The organism is Micromonospora sp. CNZ309, assembly GCF_002846525.1.
Genome location: NZ_PJNG01000001.1, coordinates 2,353,633 through 2,371,433, shown reverse-complemented (window position 1 = coordinate 2,371,433; position 17,801 = coordinate 2,353,633). Strand labels below are relative to the sequence as shown.

Annotated in this window: 4 protein-coding genes (1 of these 4 running past the window's edge); all 4 read right to left on the bottom strand. The window is 74.7% G+C overall.

All coding sequences use genetic code 11. The annotated features are described in order from the left end of the window. Tightly spaced (each overlapping or abutting the next), the 4 genes in view from CLT72_RS09445 to CLT72_RS09430 form a layout consistent with a single transcriptional unit that may run on beyond the window. Nucleotides 1-170 carry the start of a non-ribosomal peptide synthetase gene (locus CLT72_RS09445; protein WP_101410900.1) on the bottom strand. Its footprint begins 9,256 nt before the window's first position, so the window shows 170 of its 9,426 coding nt (coding positions 1-170); its start codon is at nucleotides 168-170; its stop codon lies beyond the left edge, outside the window. Next, complete coding sequence (locus tag CLT72_RS09440) at nucleotides 170-4,228, bottom strand: non-ribosomal peptide synthetase (protein WP_101410898.1); 4,059 nt, start codon at nucleotides 4,226-4,228, stop codon at nucleotides 170-172. Before CLT72_RS09440 ends, CLT72_RS09445 begins: the two co-directional genes overlap by 1 nt. Then, a complete protein-coding gene (locus CLT72_RS09435; RefSeq protein WP_158241998.1) occupies nucleotides 4,225-15,318 on the bottom strand; it encodes a non-ribosomal peptide synthetase in 11,094 nt (3,697 codons plus the stop codon). The genes CLT72_RS09440 and CLT72_RS09435 overlap by 4 nt, the downstream gene beginning before the upstream one ends. Further along, the gene (locus CLT72_RS09430; protein ID WP_158241997.1) at nucleotides 15,240-17,801 is read right to left on the bottom strand and encodes a condensation domain-containing protein; all 2,562 of its coding nucleotides are present in this window, start codon (nucleotides 17,799-17,801) and stop codon (nucleotides 15,240-15,242) included. The genes CLT72_RS09435 and CLT72_RS09430 overlap by 79 nt, the downstream gene beginning before the upstream one ends.

The following is a 17,801-nucleotide window of genomic DNA, read 5'->3' as shown; positions in this document are numbered from 1 at the left end:
GCCTGACCCGGATGGACCCCGGCCCGGCGCAGGGACCGGGCGACCGTGGCGCTGGCGCCGTCCAGTTCGGCGTAGCTCAGGCGCCGGTCGCCGTCGACGACCGCGACCGCGTCCGGGGTCCGCCGGGCCTGGGCGAGCACCGAGGCGGCGAGGCCGGGGGCGGACGCCATCACGCCTCCCGTACGGCCGGCGTGGCCGCTCGGGGGTCGCGGAGCCGGTCCATCTCGCGGCGCAGCAGCGCGGCGACCCGCAGCACCACCGCGCTCTCCAGGATGTCCCAGTGGTCGCAGTGCACCTGCTCCAGCAGGAAGTCGGCGTCGCCGCGCCGGCGCCAGAAGGCGCGCACCTCCCGCAGGAAGCCCTCGTCCCGCCCGGCGGTGGCCTGCAACAGCACCAGCCGGGCCGGCGACGCGGGGGTCCGGTAGTCGCGCATGGTGGACCGGTTGTGGTTGTAGACGCGGTGGTACTGGTCGATCTGCTCGTCGTCGATGCCCGGGTACATCCCGTTGAACTTGACGAGCTTGTCGCGGAACTCGGCCATGTCCACCGGTTCGATCGCGCCGCGGTGGGCCGGGTCGTCGGTGCCGAGGGTGTCGAGCAGGACGACGCTCAGCCCGGGGCGCCCGGCGCGGGCCAACCGGCGTCCCATCTCGTACGCGACCAGGCCGCCGTAGGAGAGTCCGGTGAGCACCACCGGCCCGTCCAGCAGGTGCGCGACCTGCCCCAGGTACGCCTCGGCCATCGCCTCGACCGTGGGCAGGAACTCCTCGCCCGGGTTCACCCCCGGCGACTGGATGCCGTACACGCCGAGCGACTCCGGCAGCGCCTTGGCCAGCGACAGGTAGCAGAACGCGGTGCCGCCGGCGGGGTGTACGCAGATGACCCGGCCGGCGCCGTCGCCCGCCCGGAACTCGATGAGGTTGCTCGGCGGGCGGCCGGACGCGCCCCGCCGCAGCCGGCCGCCGAGCGCCTCGATCGTCGGATGCAGCATGACCTCGTGGACCGGCAGCGTCTCGCCGAACGCCTCGCCGATGGCGTGGGCCAGCTTGATCGCCGAGATCGAGGTGCCGCCCACGTCGAAGAAGCGGTCGCCGATGCCGATGTCCGGGTGCAGCAGCAGGCGCTTCCAGATCTGGTAGAGGGTCAGCTCGATCTGGTCGCGCGGGCTGGCCAGGTTGACCTGCCAGGGCGCGCCGGCCCGGGCCAGCCGCAGCACCTCGGCGCGGTCGAGCTTGCCGTTGGTCGTCTGCGGCAGCCGCGGCAGCTCCACGAAGAGCGACGGGATCATGTAGCCGGGCAGCCGTCGCGACAGCGCCTCGCGCCACTCGCTGACCAGCAGCGGCGTCGCCCCGCCCCGGACGACACCGGCCACCAGCCTCGGCTCGCCGGCGGCGTCGGCGTCGACCAGGACCGCCGCCTCGCGTACGTCGGGCCGGTCCAGCAGCGCGGCCTCGATCTCGCCCAGTTCGATGCGGAAGCCCCGGATCTTGACCTGGCCGTCGCGGCGGCCGAGGTACTCGATGTTCCCGTCGGGCAGCAGGCGGGCCAGGTCGCCGGTGCGGTAGACCCGTTCCCCGGGCACGAACGGGTCGGGGACGAACCGCTCGGCGGTCGCCGACGGCCGGCCCAGGTAGCCGCGGGCGACACCGGCGCCACCGATGTGGATCTCGCCGGTCACCCCGACCGGCACCGGTTCCCGCCGCTCGTCGAGCAGGTAGACGCGGGTGTTGGCCAACGGCCGGCCGATCGGGCACTGCCGGGCCCACGGCTGGGGGTCGAGGTAGGCGGTGCTGTAGACGGTGGTCTCGGTCGGCCCGTACCCGTTGCGGATGCGCAGCCCGGGCAGGGCCTGCCGGATGCGGTGCAGGCCCTGCTCCGGCAGGGGTTCCACCCCGACGAGCAGTTGGCGCAGCGCCAGCCCGGCCAGCCGCCCGGCCGGGTCCTCGTCGAGCCAGCGGACGAAGGCCGGCGGCAGGTAGGCCTGCACGACGCGGTGCTCGCGCAGCCAGCCCATCAGGGCCGCCGGGTCGCCCCGCAACTGCTCCGGTACGAGGTGCAGGACCCCGCCCGTGGTCAGCGGCAGGAAGATCTCCTGCACCGAGACGTCGAAGCCGACGCTCGACCAGAGCGCCGCCGCCTCCCCCTCGGCGGCGCCGAGGCGCGACACCCAGTCGTCGAGCAGGTTCGCCACCGCGCCGTGCGTGACCGCGACCCCCTTGGGCCGGCCGGTCGAGCCCGACGTGAAGATCACGTAGGCCAGGTTGGCGGGGTGCACGACGACGTCGGGCGGGCCGTCGTGACGCCCCTCGGCCTCCACGGCGGCCAGGTCGCCCTCGCCGAGCACCAGCGCCGGCGCGGCGTCGGCGACCATGCCGGCGAGTCGCTCCGGCGGCAGGGCCGGGTCCAGCGGCAGGTAGGCGGCCCCGGCCTTGAGCACGCCCAGGATGGCGACGATCAGCCCCGCCGAGCGCGGCGCGTGCAGGCCGACCACCTGGTCGGGGCGTACGCCCCGGGCGATCAACGCGTGCGCCAGGCGGTTGGCCCGCCGCTGGAGCGTGGCGTGGTCCAGCCGCTCGTCCCCGTCGACCACGGCGAGTGAGTCGGGGCGCCGCCGCGCCTGCGCCGCGACGCGCGCCACCAGGTCCGCCGGGCCGGCGAGCGGCCGCGCCGTGCGGTTGTCCTCGACCAGCAGGCGGTGCCGCTCGTCCGCACCGAGCAGCCGCAGCGCGCCGACCGGCGCCGACGGGTCGGCCGCCACCTGGGCGAGCAGGCGGACGAAGTGCCCGGCCAACCGGGCGACGGTCGCGGCGTCGAAGAGATCGGTGTTGTACTCGAAGATGACGTGCAGCTCGTCGGCGTGCTCCATCACCTCGACCGACAGGTCGAACTTCGCCGCGCCGGTGCTGCTCGACAGGGGCCGCAGCGTCAGGTCCGGCAGCTCCAGCCGGCCGCGCGGGATGTTCTGCAGCACCAGCATCACCTGGAACAGCGGCGAGTAGCTGGTGTGCCGTTCCGGGTTGAGCGCGTCCACGAGCTGCTCGAACGGCAGGTCGGGGTGGGCGTACGCGTCGAGCAGGTGCCGGCGGACGTCGGCCAGCAGCGCCGCGAAGGGCTGCTCCGCCGCCAGCCGGTTGCGGATCACCACCGTGTTCACGAAGTGGCCGATGAGGCCCTCCACGTCGCGGTGGTTGCGGTTGGCGAACGGGGTGCCGACGCAGACGTCGTCCTGCCCGCTGTGGCGCCACAGCAGCACCGACAGGGTCGCCATGAGCGTCATGAACAGCGTCGCGTCGCCGGCCCGCCCCACCTCCCGCAGCCCGCGCAGCACCGCCGCGTCCACCGTCGTGCCGTGGATCTCGCCCCGGTAGCGCTGCACCACCGGCCGGGGCCGGTCGGTCGGCAGGGACAGCAGGGCGGACGCCCCGGCCAGCGTCCGCGTCCAGTAGCCGAGCTGGCGCTCCAGCTCGCCGCCGCCGAGCTGCCGGCGCTGCCACAGCGCGTAGTCCGCGTACTGCACGGGCAGCTCGGCCAGTGCGGCGGCGCCACCGCGCGCGTACGCGCCGTAGAGGGCGGTGACCTCGCCGATGAGGATGCCGACGGACCAGCCGTCGGCCACCATGTGGTGCACGGTGAGCAGCCAGCGGTGCTCGTCGGGGGCCAACCGGAGCAGGGCGCTGCGCAGCAGCGGACCGGTGGCCAGGTCGAAGGGTGCGCGCGCCTCGGCCTCGGTGGCGGCGTCGGCGCGGCGGGACCGCTGCGAAGCCGGCAGCGCGCTGAGGTCCGTGACCGGCAGGGCGACCGGCCCGGCCGGCCGCACCACCTGGCAGGGCTCCTCGTCGACCAGGGTGAAGACGGTACGCAGCGCCTCGTGCCGGCGGACCACCTCGGTCAGGGCGCGGGCCAGCGCCGGCACGTCCAGCGCGCCCACGACGTCGAAGGCGACCGGGTTGTTGTAGAACGGGTTGCCGGGGGAGAGCTGGTCGAGGAACCAGAGCTGCCGTTGGGCGAACGCGACCGGCACCGGCGCGTCCGGTCGCGGCCGGCGGGGGATCGTGTCCGCGTCGGCGCCGGTCAGGATCGCGACCAGCTCCTCCTTGTGCAGCTTGAGGTCGGCCAGCAGGTCGGGCGTGAGGACCTCGCGGGAACCCGTGAGGCGCAGGCGGTCGCCGTCGACGCGCAGCCCGACCGCGTGCCGGTTGAGCGTGTCGAGCAGCTCGTAGGCGTTCACAGTTCCACCGTGATGGTGTCGGTGGCCGGCGCGTCGGGCGTCGGCGCGTCCACCCGGCCGCCCCCGAGAAGCGCGTAGACCAGCCGGTGCGAGGGTTCGAGGTCGAACAGGGCGGCCAGCTGCGCCGTGTCCAGTGCGCCGATCCCGCACAGGCCGAGGCCGTTGTCGGGGGCGGCCATCGTCAGCAGCTGGGCCATCTCGCCCGCCTCGATCGCGGTGAACGTCGCACTCTGCTCCTGGTAGAGGGGCTCGATGGCCGCGCGCTGCGCCACCAGGAACAGCGCGAACGCGGCGGCCTCGAAGACCGGGCGGTTGACGAAGTAGTCGAAGGCGTCGGGGCTCAGCTCGCGGTCGCGACCGAGCGCCAGCAGCCGGTGCGTCGCCGGGTCGTGGTAGTACGCCCCGGCCGGCACGCCGTCGACGCGTCCCGCCTTGACCAGGACGTACGTCTGCACGGCGTAGGTGCCGCCGGCGGAGGCGTACGGGAACCTGGCCCGGCCGTCGACCTCCCGCGCGGTGAGGACGGCCAGCAGGTGGCCGAGCGCCCCGGCCGGCAGCGGGTCCGCGGCGAAGCGGCGCACCGAGCGGTGGCCGGTGTAGCGGCGGTCGTACGCCGGGCCGGCCGGCGCGGTCAGCGCGACCGCCGGGGTGTCGGGCGCGAAGTCGCGCCGGCCCCGCCCGTCGGCCGTGAACGCGGCCCGGGCCGCCGGGTCCTCGACCAGCGTGGCGGCCCGCTGCGCGGTCGCGACGACGGCCCGTTCGGCGGTGTGTTCCCGGAACATCCGCAGCAGGTCGCCGAGGGTCGGCTGACGCATCAGCCGGGCCAGCTTCGGCCGGAAGCCCAACTCGCCGGAGAGGGCGTTGGCGATCCGCACGACGTCGATCGAGGTGGCGCCGAGCAGCAGCAGGTTGGCGTCGGGCGCGACGACGGGCAGGTCGAGGATCTCGGCCACGATCTCCACGAGCCGCTGCTCGGCCGGATCGGTGAGCACCAGCGCCTCGACGGCGGCCTCCGCCGACGGCTTCGGGTCGGGCAGCAGGGCGCGGTCGACCTTGCCGTTGGCCGACAGCGGCAGCGCGTCGAGGACGGTGAACGACGCCGGCACCATGTACGCCGGCAGCCGCCGCTCCAGGTACGCCACCAGGGTGGTCGGCTCGGGGGCGGCGGCGTCGGGCACCACGTACGCGGCCAGCCGCTTCTCGCCCTGCGCCTGACCGAGCAGCCGCAGCGCGGCGGCCCGTACGCCCGGGTGGCCCTCCAACGCCGCCTCGATCTCGCCCAGCTCGATGCGGTAGCCGTTCACCTTGACCTGGCCGTCCTCGCGGCCGAGGAACTCGATCGTGCCGTCCGGGCGCAGCCGGCCCAGGTCGCCGGTGCGGTAGAGCCGCTCGCCGGTGACCGGGTGCACGACGAAGCTGGCGGCCGTCGCCGCCTCGTCGCGCCAGTAGCACCGCGCCAGCCCGACGCCGCTGATCCAGAGGTCGCCGGTGGCCCAGGTCGGCCGGGGGCGCAGGGCCTCGTCCAGCACGTGGACCCCCTGGTGGGCCAACGCCCGGCCGTACGGGATGCTGCGCCACGCCGGATCGACCTCGTCGACCGGGTGGTGGATGGACCAGATGGACGCCTCGGTGGCGCCGCCGAGGCTCTCGACCCGGATCCCGGGCAGCGCCTCGCGCAGCCGGCCGGGGAGGGCGAGCGGGATCCAGTCCCCGGAGAGCATGGCCACCCGCAGCGACGCCGGCAGCGGGTGACCGGCGTCGGCGTGGTCGAGCAGCATGCCGGCCAGCGCCGGCACCGAGTTCCAGACGCTGACCCGGTGGGCGTGCGCCACGTCCGACCAGTGGGCCGGATCGCGGGCCAGCTCCGGGTCCAGCGTCACGACCGCCGCGCCGGCCGCGAGGGTGCCGAAGATGTCGAAGACGGAGAGATCGAAACTGAGCGCGCTGACGGCCAGGACCCGGTCGGCCGGCCCGACGCCGAAGCGCGCGGTGACGTCGAGGAGCGTGTTCACCGCGCCGCGGTGGTCGATCGCCACCCCCTTCGGCGTGCCGGTGGACCCGGACGTGTAGATCACGTACGCGAGGTCGGTCTCCGCCAGCTCGACCGGTCGCAGCGCGGGGGCGTCCGGGCCGACGGTGGTCTCGTCCACCGCCAGGCGCTCGACGCCCTCCGGCAGCGCCACCCGGTCCGACCCGGTCAGGACCAGCCCCGCCCCGGCCCGCTCAAGCACCCGGGCCACCCGCTCGGCCGGCCAGTCCGGGTCGAGCGGCAGGTACGCGCCCCCGGCGTGCAGCACCGCGAGGGTGGCGACGACCTGCTGCCAGCCCCGGTCGAGCAGCACCCCGACGAGCTGGCCGGGCCGTACGCCCCGCTCCTGGAGCCGCCCGGCCAGCCGGCGTGCCTCGACGCGCACCGTGGCGTGGTCCAACCGCCGGTCCGTGGCGAGCACCGCGGGCGCGGTGGGCGTCGCCAGCGCCTGCCGGTCGACCAGCTCGTGCAGGAGCCCACGGTTGGCCGGCGGGGCCGCCGGCACCGGCGGGGCGAGCGGACCGTCGAGGGTGGTGTGCCAGGCGTCGGGCTCCTCCAGCCGCCCGAGCAGCTCCCGGTACGCCGCGAACATCTCGGCGACGAGACCGGCCGGGAAGAGTTCGTCGATGCTGTCCCAGTTGACGTGCAGCCGCCCGTCGGCCTCCAGGACCGTGTGGTCGATCCACACCTGCGGCGTCTGGGTGATGCCGTGCACCACCTCGCCGCCGAGCGCCGCCGCGAGGCCGCTGTCGCCGACGTCGGGCGCGGCCTCGGTCAGCGTGCTGTTGAAGACGACCGGCAGGGCCGCGTGGCGGGTGCCCCGGGCGCGGGCGAGTTCGCGGTTGACCCGTACGCCGCTGACGGCCGAGTGGTCGATGTCCTGCCAGAGCTGCTCCTGCACGGCACGGGCCCGGGTCGCGAAGTCGACCCCGGCCGCCACGTCGACCTCCAGCAGCACCAGCGAGGTGAAGTCGCCGATCACCGCGTTGATGCCGGGGTGCAGCGGCAGCCGGTTGAACAGCGGCAGGCTCAGCGTGAACCGCGACTGGCGGCTCCACCGGGCCAGCACCTGCGCGAAGGCGGTGACCAGCAGCACCGACGGGGTCACGTGGTGCCGGCCGGCGGCCGCCTTCAGGCGGCTCCAGCGCTGCGCCGGCAGCACCTCGTCGTAGCGAGTGAAGCGCGGTCGTCCGACGCTCTCCGGCTGCCGTTCCAGCGGCAGCTGCGGGGCGGGGGCCAGCGTGGCGACCCGCTCCCGCCAGTAGTCGAGCGCCCGCTCGTAGCGCGGCGTGCCCCGCAGGGCCCGCTCGGCCAGCACGTAGTCGCGGAAGGTCACCGCGAGCGGCGGCAGGTCGGCGTCCGGGTCCGCGTAGAGCACCGCCAGCTCGTGTTCGAGGATCTGCCCGCTGGCCGCGTCGAGGATCAGCGCGTCGGTGCTGACGTGCAGGCGCGCCTCGCCGTCGAGCAGCGTCACCGCGAACTCGAACAGGGGCCAGCGGCGGGCGTCGAGCACCTGGTGGGACATCCGCTCGCGAATCTCGCCCAGCCGGCGGGCGGTGGTCTCCGGGTCGAGCCCGCGCAGGTCCTGCCGGGCCATCGCGTAGCGCGGCACGCTCGGCAGGACGCGCTGGACGCCGTCGTGGAAGACCGCGCGGAGCATGTCGTGGCGGTCGATCAGCCGGTGCAGCGCGCGGGTGAAGCGCTCCTCGTCGAAGTCGCGCAGCCGCAGCTCGCTGTAGCCGTGCGCGCCGACCCCGCCGAGTTCGATGGTCGACCCGCGCCCCACCCAGTAGGCCTCCTGGATGTCGGTGAGCGGGAACGGCTCGTGCCGGGCGTCGGGGTCGGCGACGAGGGGCGGGAGGGCGGCGACGGTGGGGGCGCCGGGGCCCGCCAGTTCGGCCGCCAGGTCGGCCAGGACGGGCCGGCGGAAGAGCGTACGCAGTGACAGCCGCGCCGACATCCGCTCGTTGATGGCGTGCACGAGCCGGGTCGCCAGGAGCGAGTGGCCGCCCAGCGCGAAGAAGTCGTCGAGGGCGCCGACCCGGTCGCGGCGCAGCACCTCGGCCCAGATGGCGGCCATCCGGGCCTCCCGCTCGTCGCGGGGCGCGACGTAGGCGGTGGCGACGTCGGCCTGCTCGGGCGCGCGCAGGGCGCGCCGGTCGAGCTTGCCGTTGGCGGTCAGCGGCAGGCGGTCGAGCACCACCCAGCGGGTCGGCACCAGGTGCTCGGGCAGCCGGCGCCGCAGCTGCTCGCGGGCCACCTCGGCGGTGACGTCGCCGGCCAGGTAGCCGACCAGGTGCGGGTCGCCGGGGACGTCCTCGCGCAGCAGCACGGCGGCCTCGCGTACGCCCGGGACGTGCCGCAGGGCGCTCTCCACCTCGCCCGGCTCGACCCGGAATCCGCGTACCTTCACCTGGTCGTCGGCGCGCCCGACGAACTCGATGGTGCCGTCGGCCCGGCGGCGGACGAGGTCCCCGCTGCGGTACATCCGCTCGCCCGGCCCGGCGAACGGGTCGGGCACGAACCGCTCCGCGGTCGCCGCCGGGCGGTTGAGGTAGCCCCGCGCCAGGCCGGACCCGCCGATGTAGAGCTCGCCGAGCACGCCCGCCGGTACCGGCTCGCACCGCTCGTCGAGCACGTAGAGCCGGGCGTTGGCGATCGGCCGGCCGATCGGCGGCAGCGCCGGCCAGTCGTCCGCCGTCGCGGTGGCCAGCGCGAACTGGCTGACCACGTGCGTCTCGGTCGGGCCGTACTGGTTGTAGAGGTACCGGCCGCCCAGCCCCGTGACCAGGGCGCGCAGGTCGTCGTCGACCCGCAGCGCCTCGCCGGCGGTGACGATCTCGCAGCCGGGCGCGAGCGGCGCGACGGGTCCCGTGAGGCCCGCCATCTGGTGCAGCACGGCGGCGGGCAGGAACGCCCGCCGTACGCCCTGCTCGGCGAGGACGTGGCGCAGCTGGCCCAGGTCGCGGACGCGCTCCTCGCCGATCAGCACCAGCGTGCCGCCCTGGCACAGGGTGCTCCAGACCTCCTGGACGGAGACGTCGAAGCCGATCGAGGCGAACTGGAGCACCCGGTGCGGCGTCGGGCTGCCCGGCGCGGCGTAGCGCAGCTGCCAGTCGATCAGGTTGTCCAGGCACCGCCAGGTCTGCGCCACGCCCTTGGGGCGGCCGGTGGAGCCGGAGGTGTGGATGACGTAGGCGAGGTGCCCGGGTCGGGTGCCGGGGTCGGGGCTGGTGGCGGGGTGCCCGGCCACGTCGGTGGTGTCGAGGTCGATCACGGGTGCGGTGGTCAGGCCGTCGAGGGTGGTGCGGGTGGCGGCGTGGGTGAGGACGGCGACCGGGGCGCTGTCGGCCAGCAGCTCGCCGAGGCGTTCGGCGGGATGGGCCGGGTCCAGGGGCAGGTACGCGCCGCCGGCCCGGGCGACGGCCAGCAGCGCGACGATCAGCTCCGGCGACCTGCGCAGGCAGACCGCGACGAGCGCGTCGGGGCCGACGCCGTACGCGCGCAGGTGGTGGGCGAGTCGGTTGGCGCGCGCGTCGAGGTCGCGGTAGGTGAGCGAGGTGCCCTCGAACGTGAGCGCCACCGCGTCGGGGGCCGCCTCGACCCGCCCGGCGAGGCGGGCGAGGACGCCCCTGTCCACCGGGGACGGCGCGGCCTGCCGCAGCGCCTGCTCACTTTCCCGTTCGTCGAGCAGGGACAGTCGGTCGATGGGTTGGTCGGGGTGGGCGACGAGTTGGGTGAGGACGTGGTGCAGGTAGCGGATGTGTCGTTGCGCGGTGGCGGTGTCGAAGAGTGCGGTGGCGTATTCGAGGCTGCCGGTGATGCGCCCGTCGTGCTCGGCCAGCGCGAGCGTGAGGTCGAACTTGGCGGTGGTGTGCGGCGGCGGCAGGGCGGTGACCCGCAGGCCCGGCAGGGTCAACTCGCCGTCGTCGGTGTTCTGCCAGGCGAACATGACCTGGAACAGGGGGGTGTGGGCGAGGTTGCGGGTGGGGTTGACGGCTTCGACGACGTGTTCGAAGGGGAGGTCCTGGTGGTCGAGGGTGGTGAGGGTGAGGTCGCGGACGCGGTGTAGCAGGTCGGTGGTGGTGGGTTGTCCGGTGAGGTCGATGCGGAGGGCGAGGGTGTTGACGAAGAAGCCGATGAGGTTTTCGAGTTCGGCGCGGCGGCGGTTGGCGGTGGGGGTGCCGATGATGAGGTCGTGGTGGCCGGTTAGGCGGGACAGGACGATGGCCCATGCGGTGAGCAGGGTCATGTAGAGGGTGCCGCCGTGGTGGGTGGTGAGGGTTTTGAGGGCGGTGGTGAGGTCGGTGTCGATGGTGATGGGTAGGTGGGCGCCGTGGTGGTCCTGTTCGGTGGGTCGGGGTCGGTCGGTGGGTAGGTCGAGCAGGGTGGGTGCGTCGGTGAGGATCTGTCGCCAGTGGGTTTCCTGGCGTTGCAGGGTGCCGTCGGTGAGCCATTGGTGTTGCCAGGCGGCGTAGTCGGCGTACTGCACGGGCAGGGGCGGTAGCGGGTCGGGCCGGCCCTCGTGCAACGCCGCGTACAGGGCCCCCAACTCGCGGGTCAGGACGCCGATCGACCAGCCGTCGGACACGATGTGGTGCATCGTGACGAGCAGGACGTGCCGGTCCGGGGCGAGGGTGACCAGGCGGCCCCGGATCAGGGGACCGGTGGTCAGGTCGAACGGGGCCGTGAACTCCTCGTCCTGGAGCCCGGCCAGCCGGGCGGCGGCGTCGGGCGCGCCGGTCAGGTCGTGCGTGTGCAGGGTGAAGCCGGCCCCGGGCGGGTCGACGTGCTGGTGCACGTCGGAGCCGGCGGGGACGATGCGGCTGCGCAGGGCCTCGTGCCGGTCGACGAGGGAGTCCAGGGCCGACCGCAGCGCGCCGTGGTCGAGCCAGCCGGCCAGCTCCAGGGCCAGCGGCATGTGGTAGGTGTGGCCGAGGCCGCCGAGCCGCTCCAGGAACCACAGCCGCCGCTGCGCGAAGGAGAGCTCCAGCGCGCCGCCCCGGTCGACCGGGCGGATCGGGGGCAGCACGTCGCGGCCGTCCGGCGTCAGCCGGGCGACGAAGGCGCTCAGGACCGGCGCCGCGAAGAGCGCCGCCGGCGAGACCTCCCGCCCCAGCACCTGCCGGAGCCGGGAGACCAGCCGCATGGCCAGCAGCGAATGGCCGCCCAGGGCGAAGAAGTCGTCGTGCCGGCCGACCCGTTCGACGCCCAGCACCTCGGCCCAGACGCCCGCCACCATGGTCTCCAGCAGGCCGACCGGCTCGACGTGCCCGCGCCGGCCGAAGGCCTCCCCGTCCGGCGCCGGCAGCGCCGCCCGGTCGAGCTTGCCGTTGGGCGTCAGCGGCCACGCGGCCAGCCGGACGTACGCCGACGGCACCATGTGCTCCGGCAGTTGGGCGGCGAGCCGCTCCCGCAGCCGCGCGGCGTCCGGCGCCTCGCCCGCCCCGCCCAGCACGTACGCGACGAGCCGCTGGTGGCCGCCGGCGTCCGGGCGCGCCACGACGACCGCCTCCCGTACGCCCTCGACGGCGACGAGCCGGGACTCGATCTCGCCCAGCTCGACGCGGAAGCCCCGGACCTTCACCTGGAAGTCGTCGCGGCCCAGGAACTCCAGTTCCCCGCCCGGCAGGCGACGACCCAGGTCCCCGGTGCGGTAGAGCCGCTCGCCCGGCACGAACGGGCTGGGCCGGAAGCGCCGCGCGGTCAGGCCGGGCCGGTTCAGGTAGCCGCGCGCCACACCCGCGCCACCGATGTGGATCTCGCCGACCACCCCGTCCGGCACCGGCTCGCCCTCGCCGTCGAGCAGGTAGATCCGCACGTTGGGCAGCGGCCGGCCGATCGGCAGGCAGGTCGCCTCGGCGAGATCGTCGGTCGGCAGCAGGTGGCAGGTGCTGTCGACGGCCGCCTCGGTCACGCCGTACGCGTTGACGATCCGCACCCGCGGCCCGCACCGGGCGCGCAGCCGGGCGGCGTCGGCGGCGCTCCAGGCGTCCGAGCCGCAGACCACCGTCTCCAGCCCGGCGAGGCTTTCGCCGGTGGACTCCAGGTGCTCCAGCAGCGGGTTGAGCACGGCCGGTACGAAGTCGGCGAAGTCCACGTCGTGGCGGCGCAGCAGTTCGTGGAGGCCGGCGCTGTCCAGCAGCAGCGGACGCGGGCAGATCACCAGCCGCCCGCCGAAGCCGAGCGCCCGCACCACGTCGGCGGTGAAGACGTCGAACGAGAAGCTCGCCATCTGCAGGTGCACCAGGCCGGGGCGCAGGTCGAGCAGGCGTTCCCAGGCGGCGGCGACGGCCACGAGCTGCCGGTGCTCGACCAGCACCCCGTTGGCGGTGCCGGAGGTGCCGGACGTGTAGATGACGTACGCCAGGTGCTGCGCGCCCAACCCGTCGACCAGCGGGTCGGTCGCCTGCTGCTGTGCCCACGCCGCGTCGAGGTCCAGGTCGAGCAGCGGGGTGTCGAGCCCGGCCAGCGCGGCGTGCAGCCGCTCGCGGGCCGGACCGTGGGTCAGCGCCGCCACCGGCGCGCTGTCGCGCAGCATGGCGGCGAGCCGCTCGGGCGGGTACGCCGGGTCGAGCGGCAGGTAGGCGCCACCGGCCTTGAGGACCGCCAGCAGCGCCACCACGGCGTCCGGCGACCGCTCGACGCAGATCGCCACGATCCGGTCCGGCCCGACGCCCCGGGCGCGCAGGTGGTGGGCCAACCGGTTGGCCCGCGCGTTCAGCTCGCCGTAGGTGAGCCGTACGTCGTCGCCGACGAGGGCCACCGCCTGCGGGTCGCGTGCGGCCTGGGCCTCGACGAGGTGGTGCACGAGGCGGCCCGGCGGGTACGCCACCGTGGCGTCGTTGCCGTCCTCGACCAGCCGGCGCCGCTCGGCGGCGGGTAGCACGTCGAGCCCGCCCACCGCCGCGTCGGGCGTGCGCTCCAGGGCGTCGGCGAGCGTCTCCAGCGCCCGTCCGACTATCGCGCAGACCTTCTCGGGCGCCACCCCGGCAGCGGCGGCGACGGTCAGCACGACGTCGTCGCCCAGGTCGTCGACGTCCAGCGCGAGCGGGTAGTTGCCGCGTTCCTGCGCGGCCAGGTAGGTCAGGTCGTCCGCGTCGGGCGTCGGCGCGGGCGTCTCCGACTCGGCCAGCACCTCGGCGTGCCGGTAGTTGAGCAGGGCGGTGAAGAGGGGTGCCGGCGGCGCCACCGCGCTGCACGACTGGGCCAGCGCCAGCGACGCGTGCTCGTGGCGGATCAGCCCGGTCAGCGCCTCGTGGGTGCGCAGCACGCACTCCGTGGCGCCGGTGGCGTCGACGGTGACCCGCAGCGGGAGCGTGTTCAGGAAGGGCCCGAGGACCCGGTCGCTGCCCGCGCCGGCGTCCATCCGTCCGGAGAGCACGGTGCCGAAGACCACGTCCCGGCGGCCGGCGGCCCGGGCCAGCACCTGCCCCCAGGCGACGTGGAAGAGACTGGTCACCCCGACCCGGAGGGACTGGGCCCGCTGCCGCAGCCGCCGCGCCAGCTCCGGACCGAGCCAGACCCGGGCGTCGCGCATGGTGTGCCCGTCGCCGTGGATGTCCCGCAGGCCGAAGGGCACGGTCGGGCTGTCGACGTCGGAGAGCATCCGGCGGAAGAAGCTCTCCTGCTCGGCCCGGTCGGCGCCGCGCCGGATGCGCGCCACGAAGTCGCGGAAGGGCAGCGGCGGCGGCAACCGGTCGCCCTCGCCGGCCAGGTACGCGCGGACCTCGGCCCGCAACTGCTTGAGCGAGGTGTTGTCGTCGACGATGTGGTGGATCAGCTCCACGACCAGCCACCCGCCGTCGCGCGGGTCCCGCCCGACCAGCAGCCGCAGCAGGGGAGCCCGGTCGAGGGGCAGGCGGCCGTACCGCCGGTCGACGTGCTCGCGGAGCTGCCGCAGCGGGTCGTCGCCCGCCGCGTCGAGCGGGACCTCCTCCACCGGCAGGGGCGCCCGGCGCCACACCACCTGCACCGGCTCGTTGATCCCGTGCCACACCACCGCGGTACGCAGCACGTCGTGCCGGGCGACCACCGCCTCCAGCGCGGCGCGGTAGCGGTCCAACCGGCCCCGGTCGGCGAAGCGCAGGACCGTGGTGACCAGGTAGGGGTCGCGGTCGCGGGCCATCAGGTGGTGGAAGAGCATCCCCTCCTGCACCGGCGCCAGGGGATAGATGTCCTGCACGTTCGGCGTCCCGCCGGGGACCGTGGCGACGACCGCGTCGATCTCCGGCTGGCTCAGCCGCACCAGCGGTAGCAGCTCCGGGGTGATCCGCTCGCAGTCGGCCGGAATCGGCTCCGGGGCCGCGTCGGCCCGGTCCGCGTCGGCACCCACGGCGGCGGCCAGGTCGGCCAGGACCGGGGCGGCGAAGAGCGCGCGTACGTCGGCGGACAGGCCCTGGCGGCGCATCCGTTCCAGCACCCGCAGGGCCAGCAGCGAGTGCCCGCCCAGCGCGAAGAAGTTGTCGTGCCGACCGACCCGCTCGACGCCGAGCACCTCGGCCCAGATGGCGGCGAGGGTGGTCTCCGTCGCACCGACCGGCTCGGCGTAGTGCCGGGTGGCGAAGGCCGACCCGTCCGGCGTGGGCAGCGCCCGGTGGTCGAGCTTGCCGTTGGGCGTCAGCGGCCACTCGGCGACCCGCACGTACGCGGCCGGGACCATGTGCTCCGGCAGGACGGCGGCCAGCCGGGTGCGCAGCGACTCGGCCGTCAGCCGGCGTACGGACGCGGTGTAGTAGCCGACGAGGCGCGGCTCGCCGGCGGCGTCGGTGGTGACCGTCACCACCGCGTCGCGTACGCCGGGACAGGCGGCGAGCTGGGCCTCGACCTCGCCCAGCTCGACGCGGTAGCCGCGCAGCTGCACCTGGGAGTCGTTGCGGCCCAGGTAGTCGAGGCCCCCGTCGGCGCGGTGGCGGACGAGGTCACCGGTGGCGTAGAGCCGGTCGCCCGCCACGAACGGGCTGGGCCGGAAGCGTTGCGCGGTCAGCCCGGGACGGTTGAGGTAGCCGCGGGCGACCCCCGCGCCGCCGACGTGCAGCTCACCGACGACGCCGGGCGGCACCGGCTCCCCCGCCCGTCGAGCACGTAGAGGCGCAGGTCGGCGAGGGGCCGCCCGATCGGGGACACGCCCGGCCGTTCGGCGTCGGCCGGGGTCATCGGCCGGTGGGTCACGTGCACCGTGGTCTCGGTGATGCCGTACATGTTGACCAGCTCGGTGCGTCCGTTGCGCGGGTCCGCGTACCACGGCCGCAGCATCGTCGGGTCCAGCGCCTCGCCGCCGAAGACCACCGTGCGCAGCCGGTGGGCCCGCGCGCTGTCGGCCTGCGCGGCGATCAGGCTGCGGAACGCGCTGGGGGTCTGGTTGAGGACGGTCACGCCCTCGTCGCACAGCAGCCGGTGGAACTCGGCGGGGGAGCGGCTGGTCAGTCGGGGGACGACCACCAGCCGGCCGCCGTGCAGCAGCGCGCCCCACATCTCCCAGACGGAGAAGTCGAACGCGAAGGAGTGGAAGAGGCACCACACGTCGTCCGGACCGAAGCCGAACCACCCCGCCGTGGCGGAGAAGAGGCGCACCACGTTGGCGTGCTCGACCATGACGCCCTTGGGGCGGCCGGTGGAGCCGGAGGTGTGGATGACGTAGGCGAGGTGCCCGGGTCGGGTGCCGGGGTCGGGGCTGGTGGCGGGGTGCCCGGCCACGTCGGTGGCGTCGAGGTCGATCACGGGTGCGGTGGTCAGGGCGTCGAGGGTGGTGCGGGTGGCGGCGTGGGTGAGGACGGCGACCGGGGCACTGTCGGCCAGCAGCTCGCCGAGGCGTTCGGCGGGATGGGTCGGGTCGAGCGGGACGTACGCGCCGCCGGCCTTGAGGACCGCCAGCAGCGCCACGACCAGCTCGGGCGAACGTTCCAGGCAGACCGCGACGAGGACGTCGGGGCCGACGCCGTACGCGCGCAGGTGGTGGGCGAGTCGGTTGGCGCGCGCGTCGAGGTCGCGGTAGGTGAGCGAGGTGCCCTCGAAGGTGAGCGCCACCGCGTCCGGGGCCGCCGCCACCCGCCGCGCGAACAACGCGGGGATCGTCTCCTCGACGGGGTGGGCGCTCGCGTCGCCCCAGGCCGCGAGGAGTTCGCGGCGCTCCCGTTCGTCGAGCAGGCTGAGCCGGTCGATGGGTTGGTCGGGGTGGGCGACGAGTTGGGTGAGGACGTGGTGCAGGTAGCGGACGTGTCGTTGCGCGGTGGCGGTGTCGAAGAGTGCGGTGGCGTATTCGAGGCTGCCGGTGATGCGCCCGTCGTGCTCGGCCAGCGAGAGGGTGAGGTCGAACTTGGCGCTCGTCCACGGGCTGCGCAGCGCGGTCACCTCGACACCGGGCAGGTCCAGGTCCACGTCCTCGTTGTTCTGCCAGGCGAACATGACCTGGAACAGGGGGGTGTGGGCGAGGTTGCGGGTGGGGTTGACGGCTTCGACGACGTGTTCGAAGGGGAGGTCCTGGTGGTCGAGGGTGGTGAGGGTGAGGTCGCGGACGCGGTGTAGCAGGTCGGTGGTGGTGGGTTGTCCGGTGAGGTCGATGCGGAGGGCGAGGGTGTTGACGAAGAAGCCGATGAGGTTTTCGAGTTCGGCGCGGCGGCGGTTGGCGGTGGGGGTGCCGATGATGAGGTCGTGGTGGCCGGTTAGGCGGGACAGGACGATGGCCCATGCGGTGAGCAGGGTCATGTAGAGGGTGCCGCCGTGGTGGGTGGTGAGGGTTTTGAGGGCGGTGGTGAGGTCGGTGTCGATGGTGATGGGTAGGTGGGCGCCGTGGTGGTCCTGTTCGGCTGGTCGGGGTCGGTCGGTGGGTAGGTCGAGCAGGGTGGGTGCGTCGGTGAGGATCTGTCGCCAGTGGGTTTCCTGGCGGTGCAGGGTGCCGTCGGTGAGCCATTGGTGTTGCCAGGCGGCGTAGTCGGCGTACTGCACGGGCAGGGGCGGTAGCGGGTCGGGCCGGCCCTCGTGCAACGCCGCGTACAGGACCCCCAACTCGCGGGTCAGGACGCCGATCGACCAGCCGTCGCTGACGATGTGGTGCATCGTCAGCAGCAGGACGTGCCGGTCGGGGGCGAGCGCGACGAGGCGGCCCCGGAACAGCGGGCCGGCCGCCAGGTCGAACGGGGCGGTGCTCTCCTCCTGCTGGAGGCCGGCCAGGGCGGCGTCGGGATCGGCGTGCCCGGTCAGGTCCTCGAACCGCAGTGGGAACCCGCCCCCGGGCGGGTCGACGCGTTGGGCGGCCTCCGCGCCGTCGGCCACGATGCGGGTACGCAGGACCTCGTGCCGGTCCACCAGGGCGTCCAGGGCCGCCCGCAGCGCGTCCCGGTCGAGCCGGCCGTCGAGCTGGAGGGCGAGGGGCATGTGGTACGCGTGACCGACCCGGCCGAGCCGCTCCAGGAACCACAGCCGCCGCTGCGCGAAGGAGAGCGGCAGGGGGCCGGACCGGTCCGGCAGGCGCTCGACCTCGGCGGATGGCGGTGCCGGTGGGACGCGACGAGGGGCCGGGACACGGATCGGGTTGTCGTCCGACAA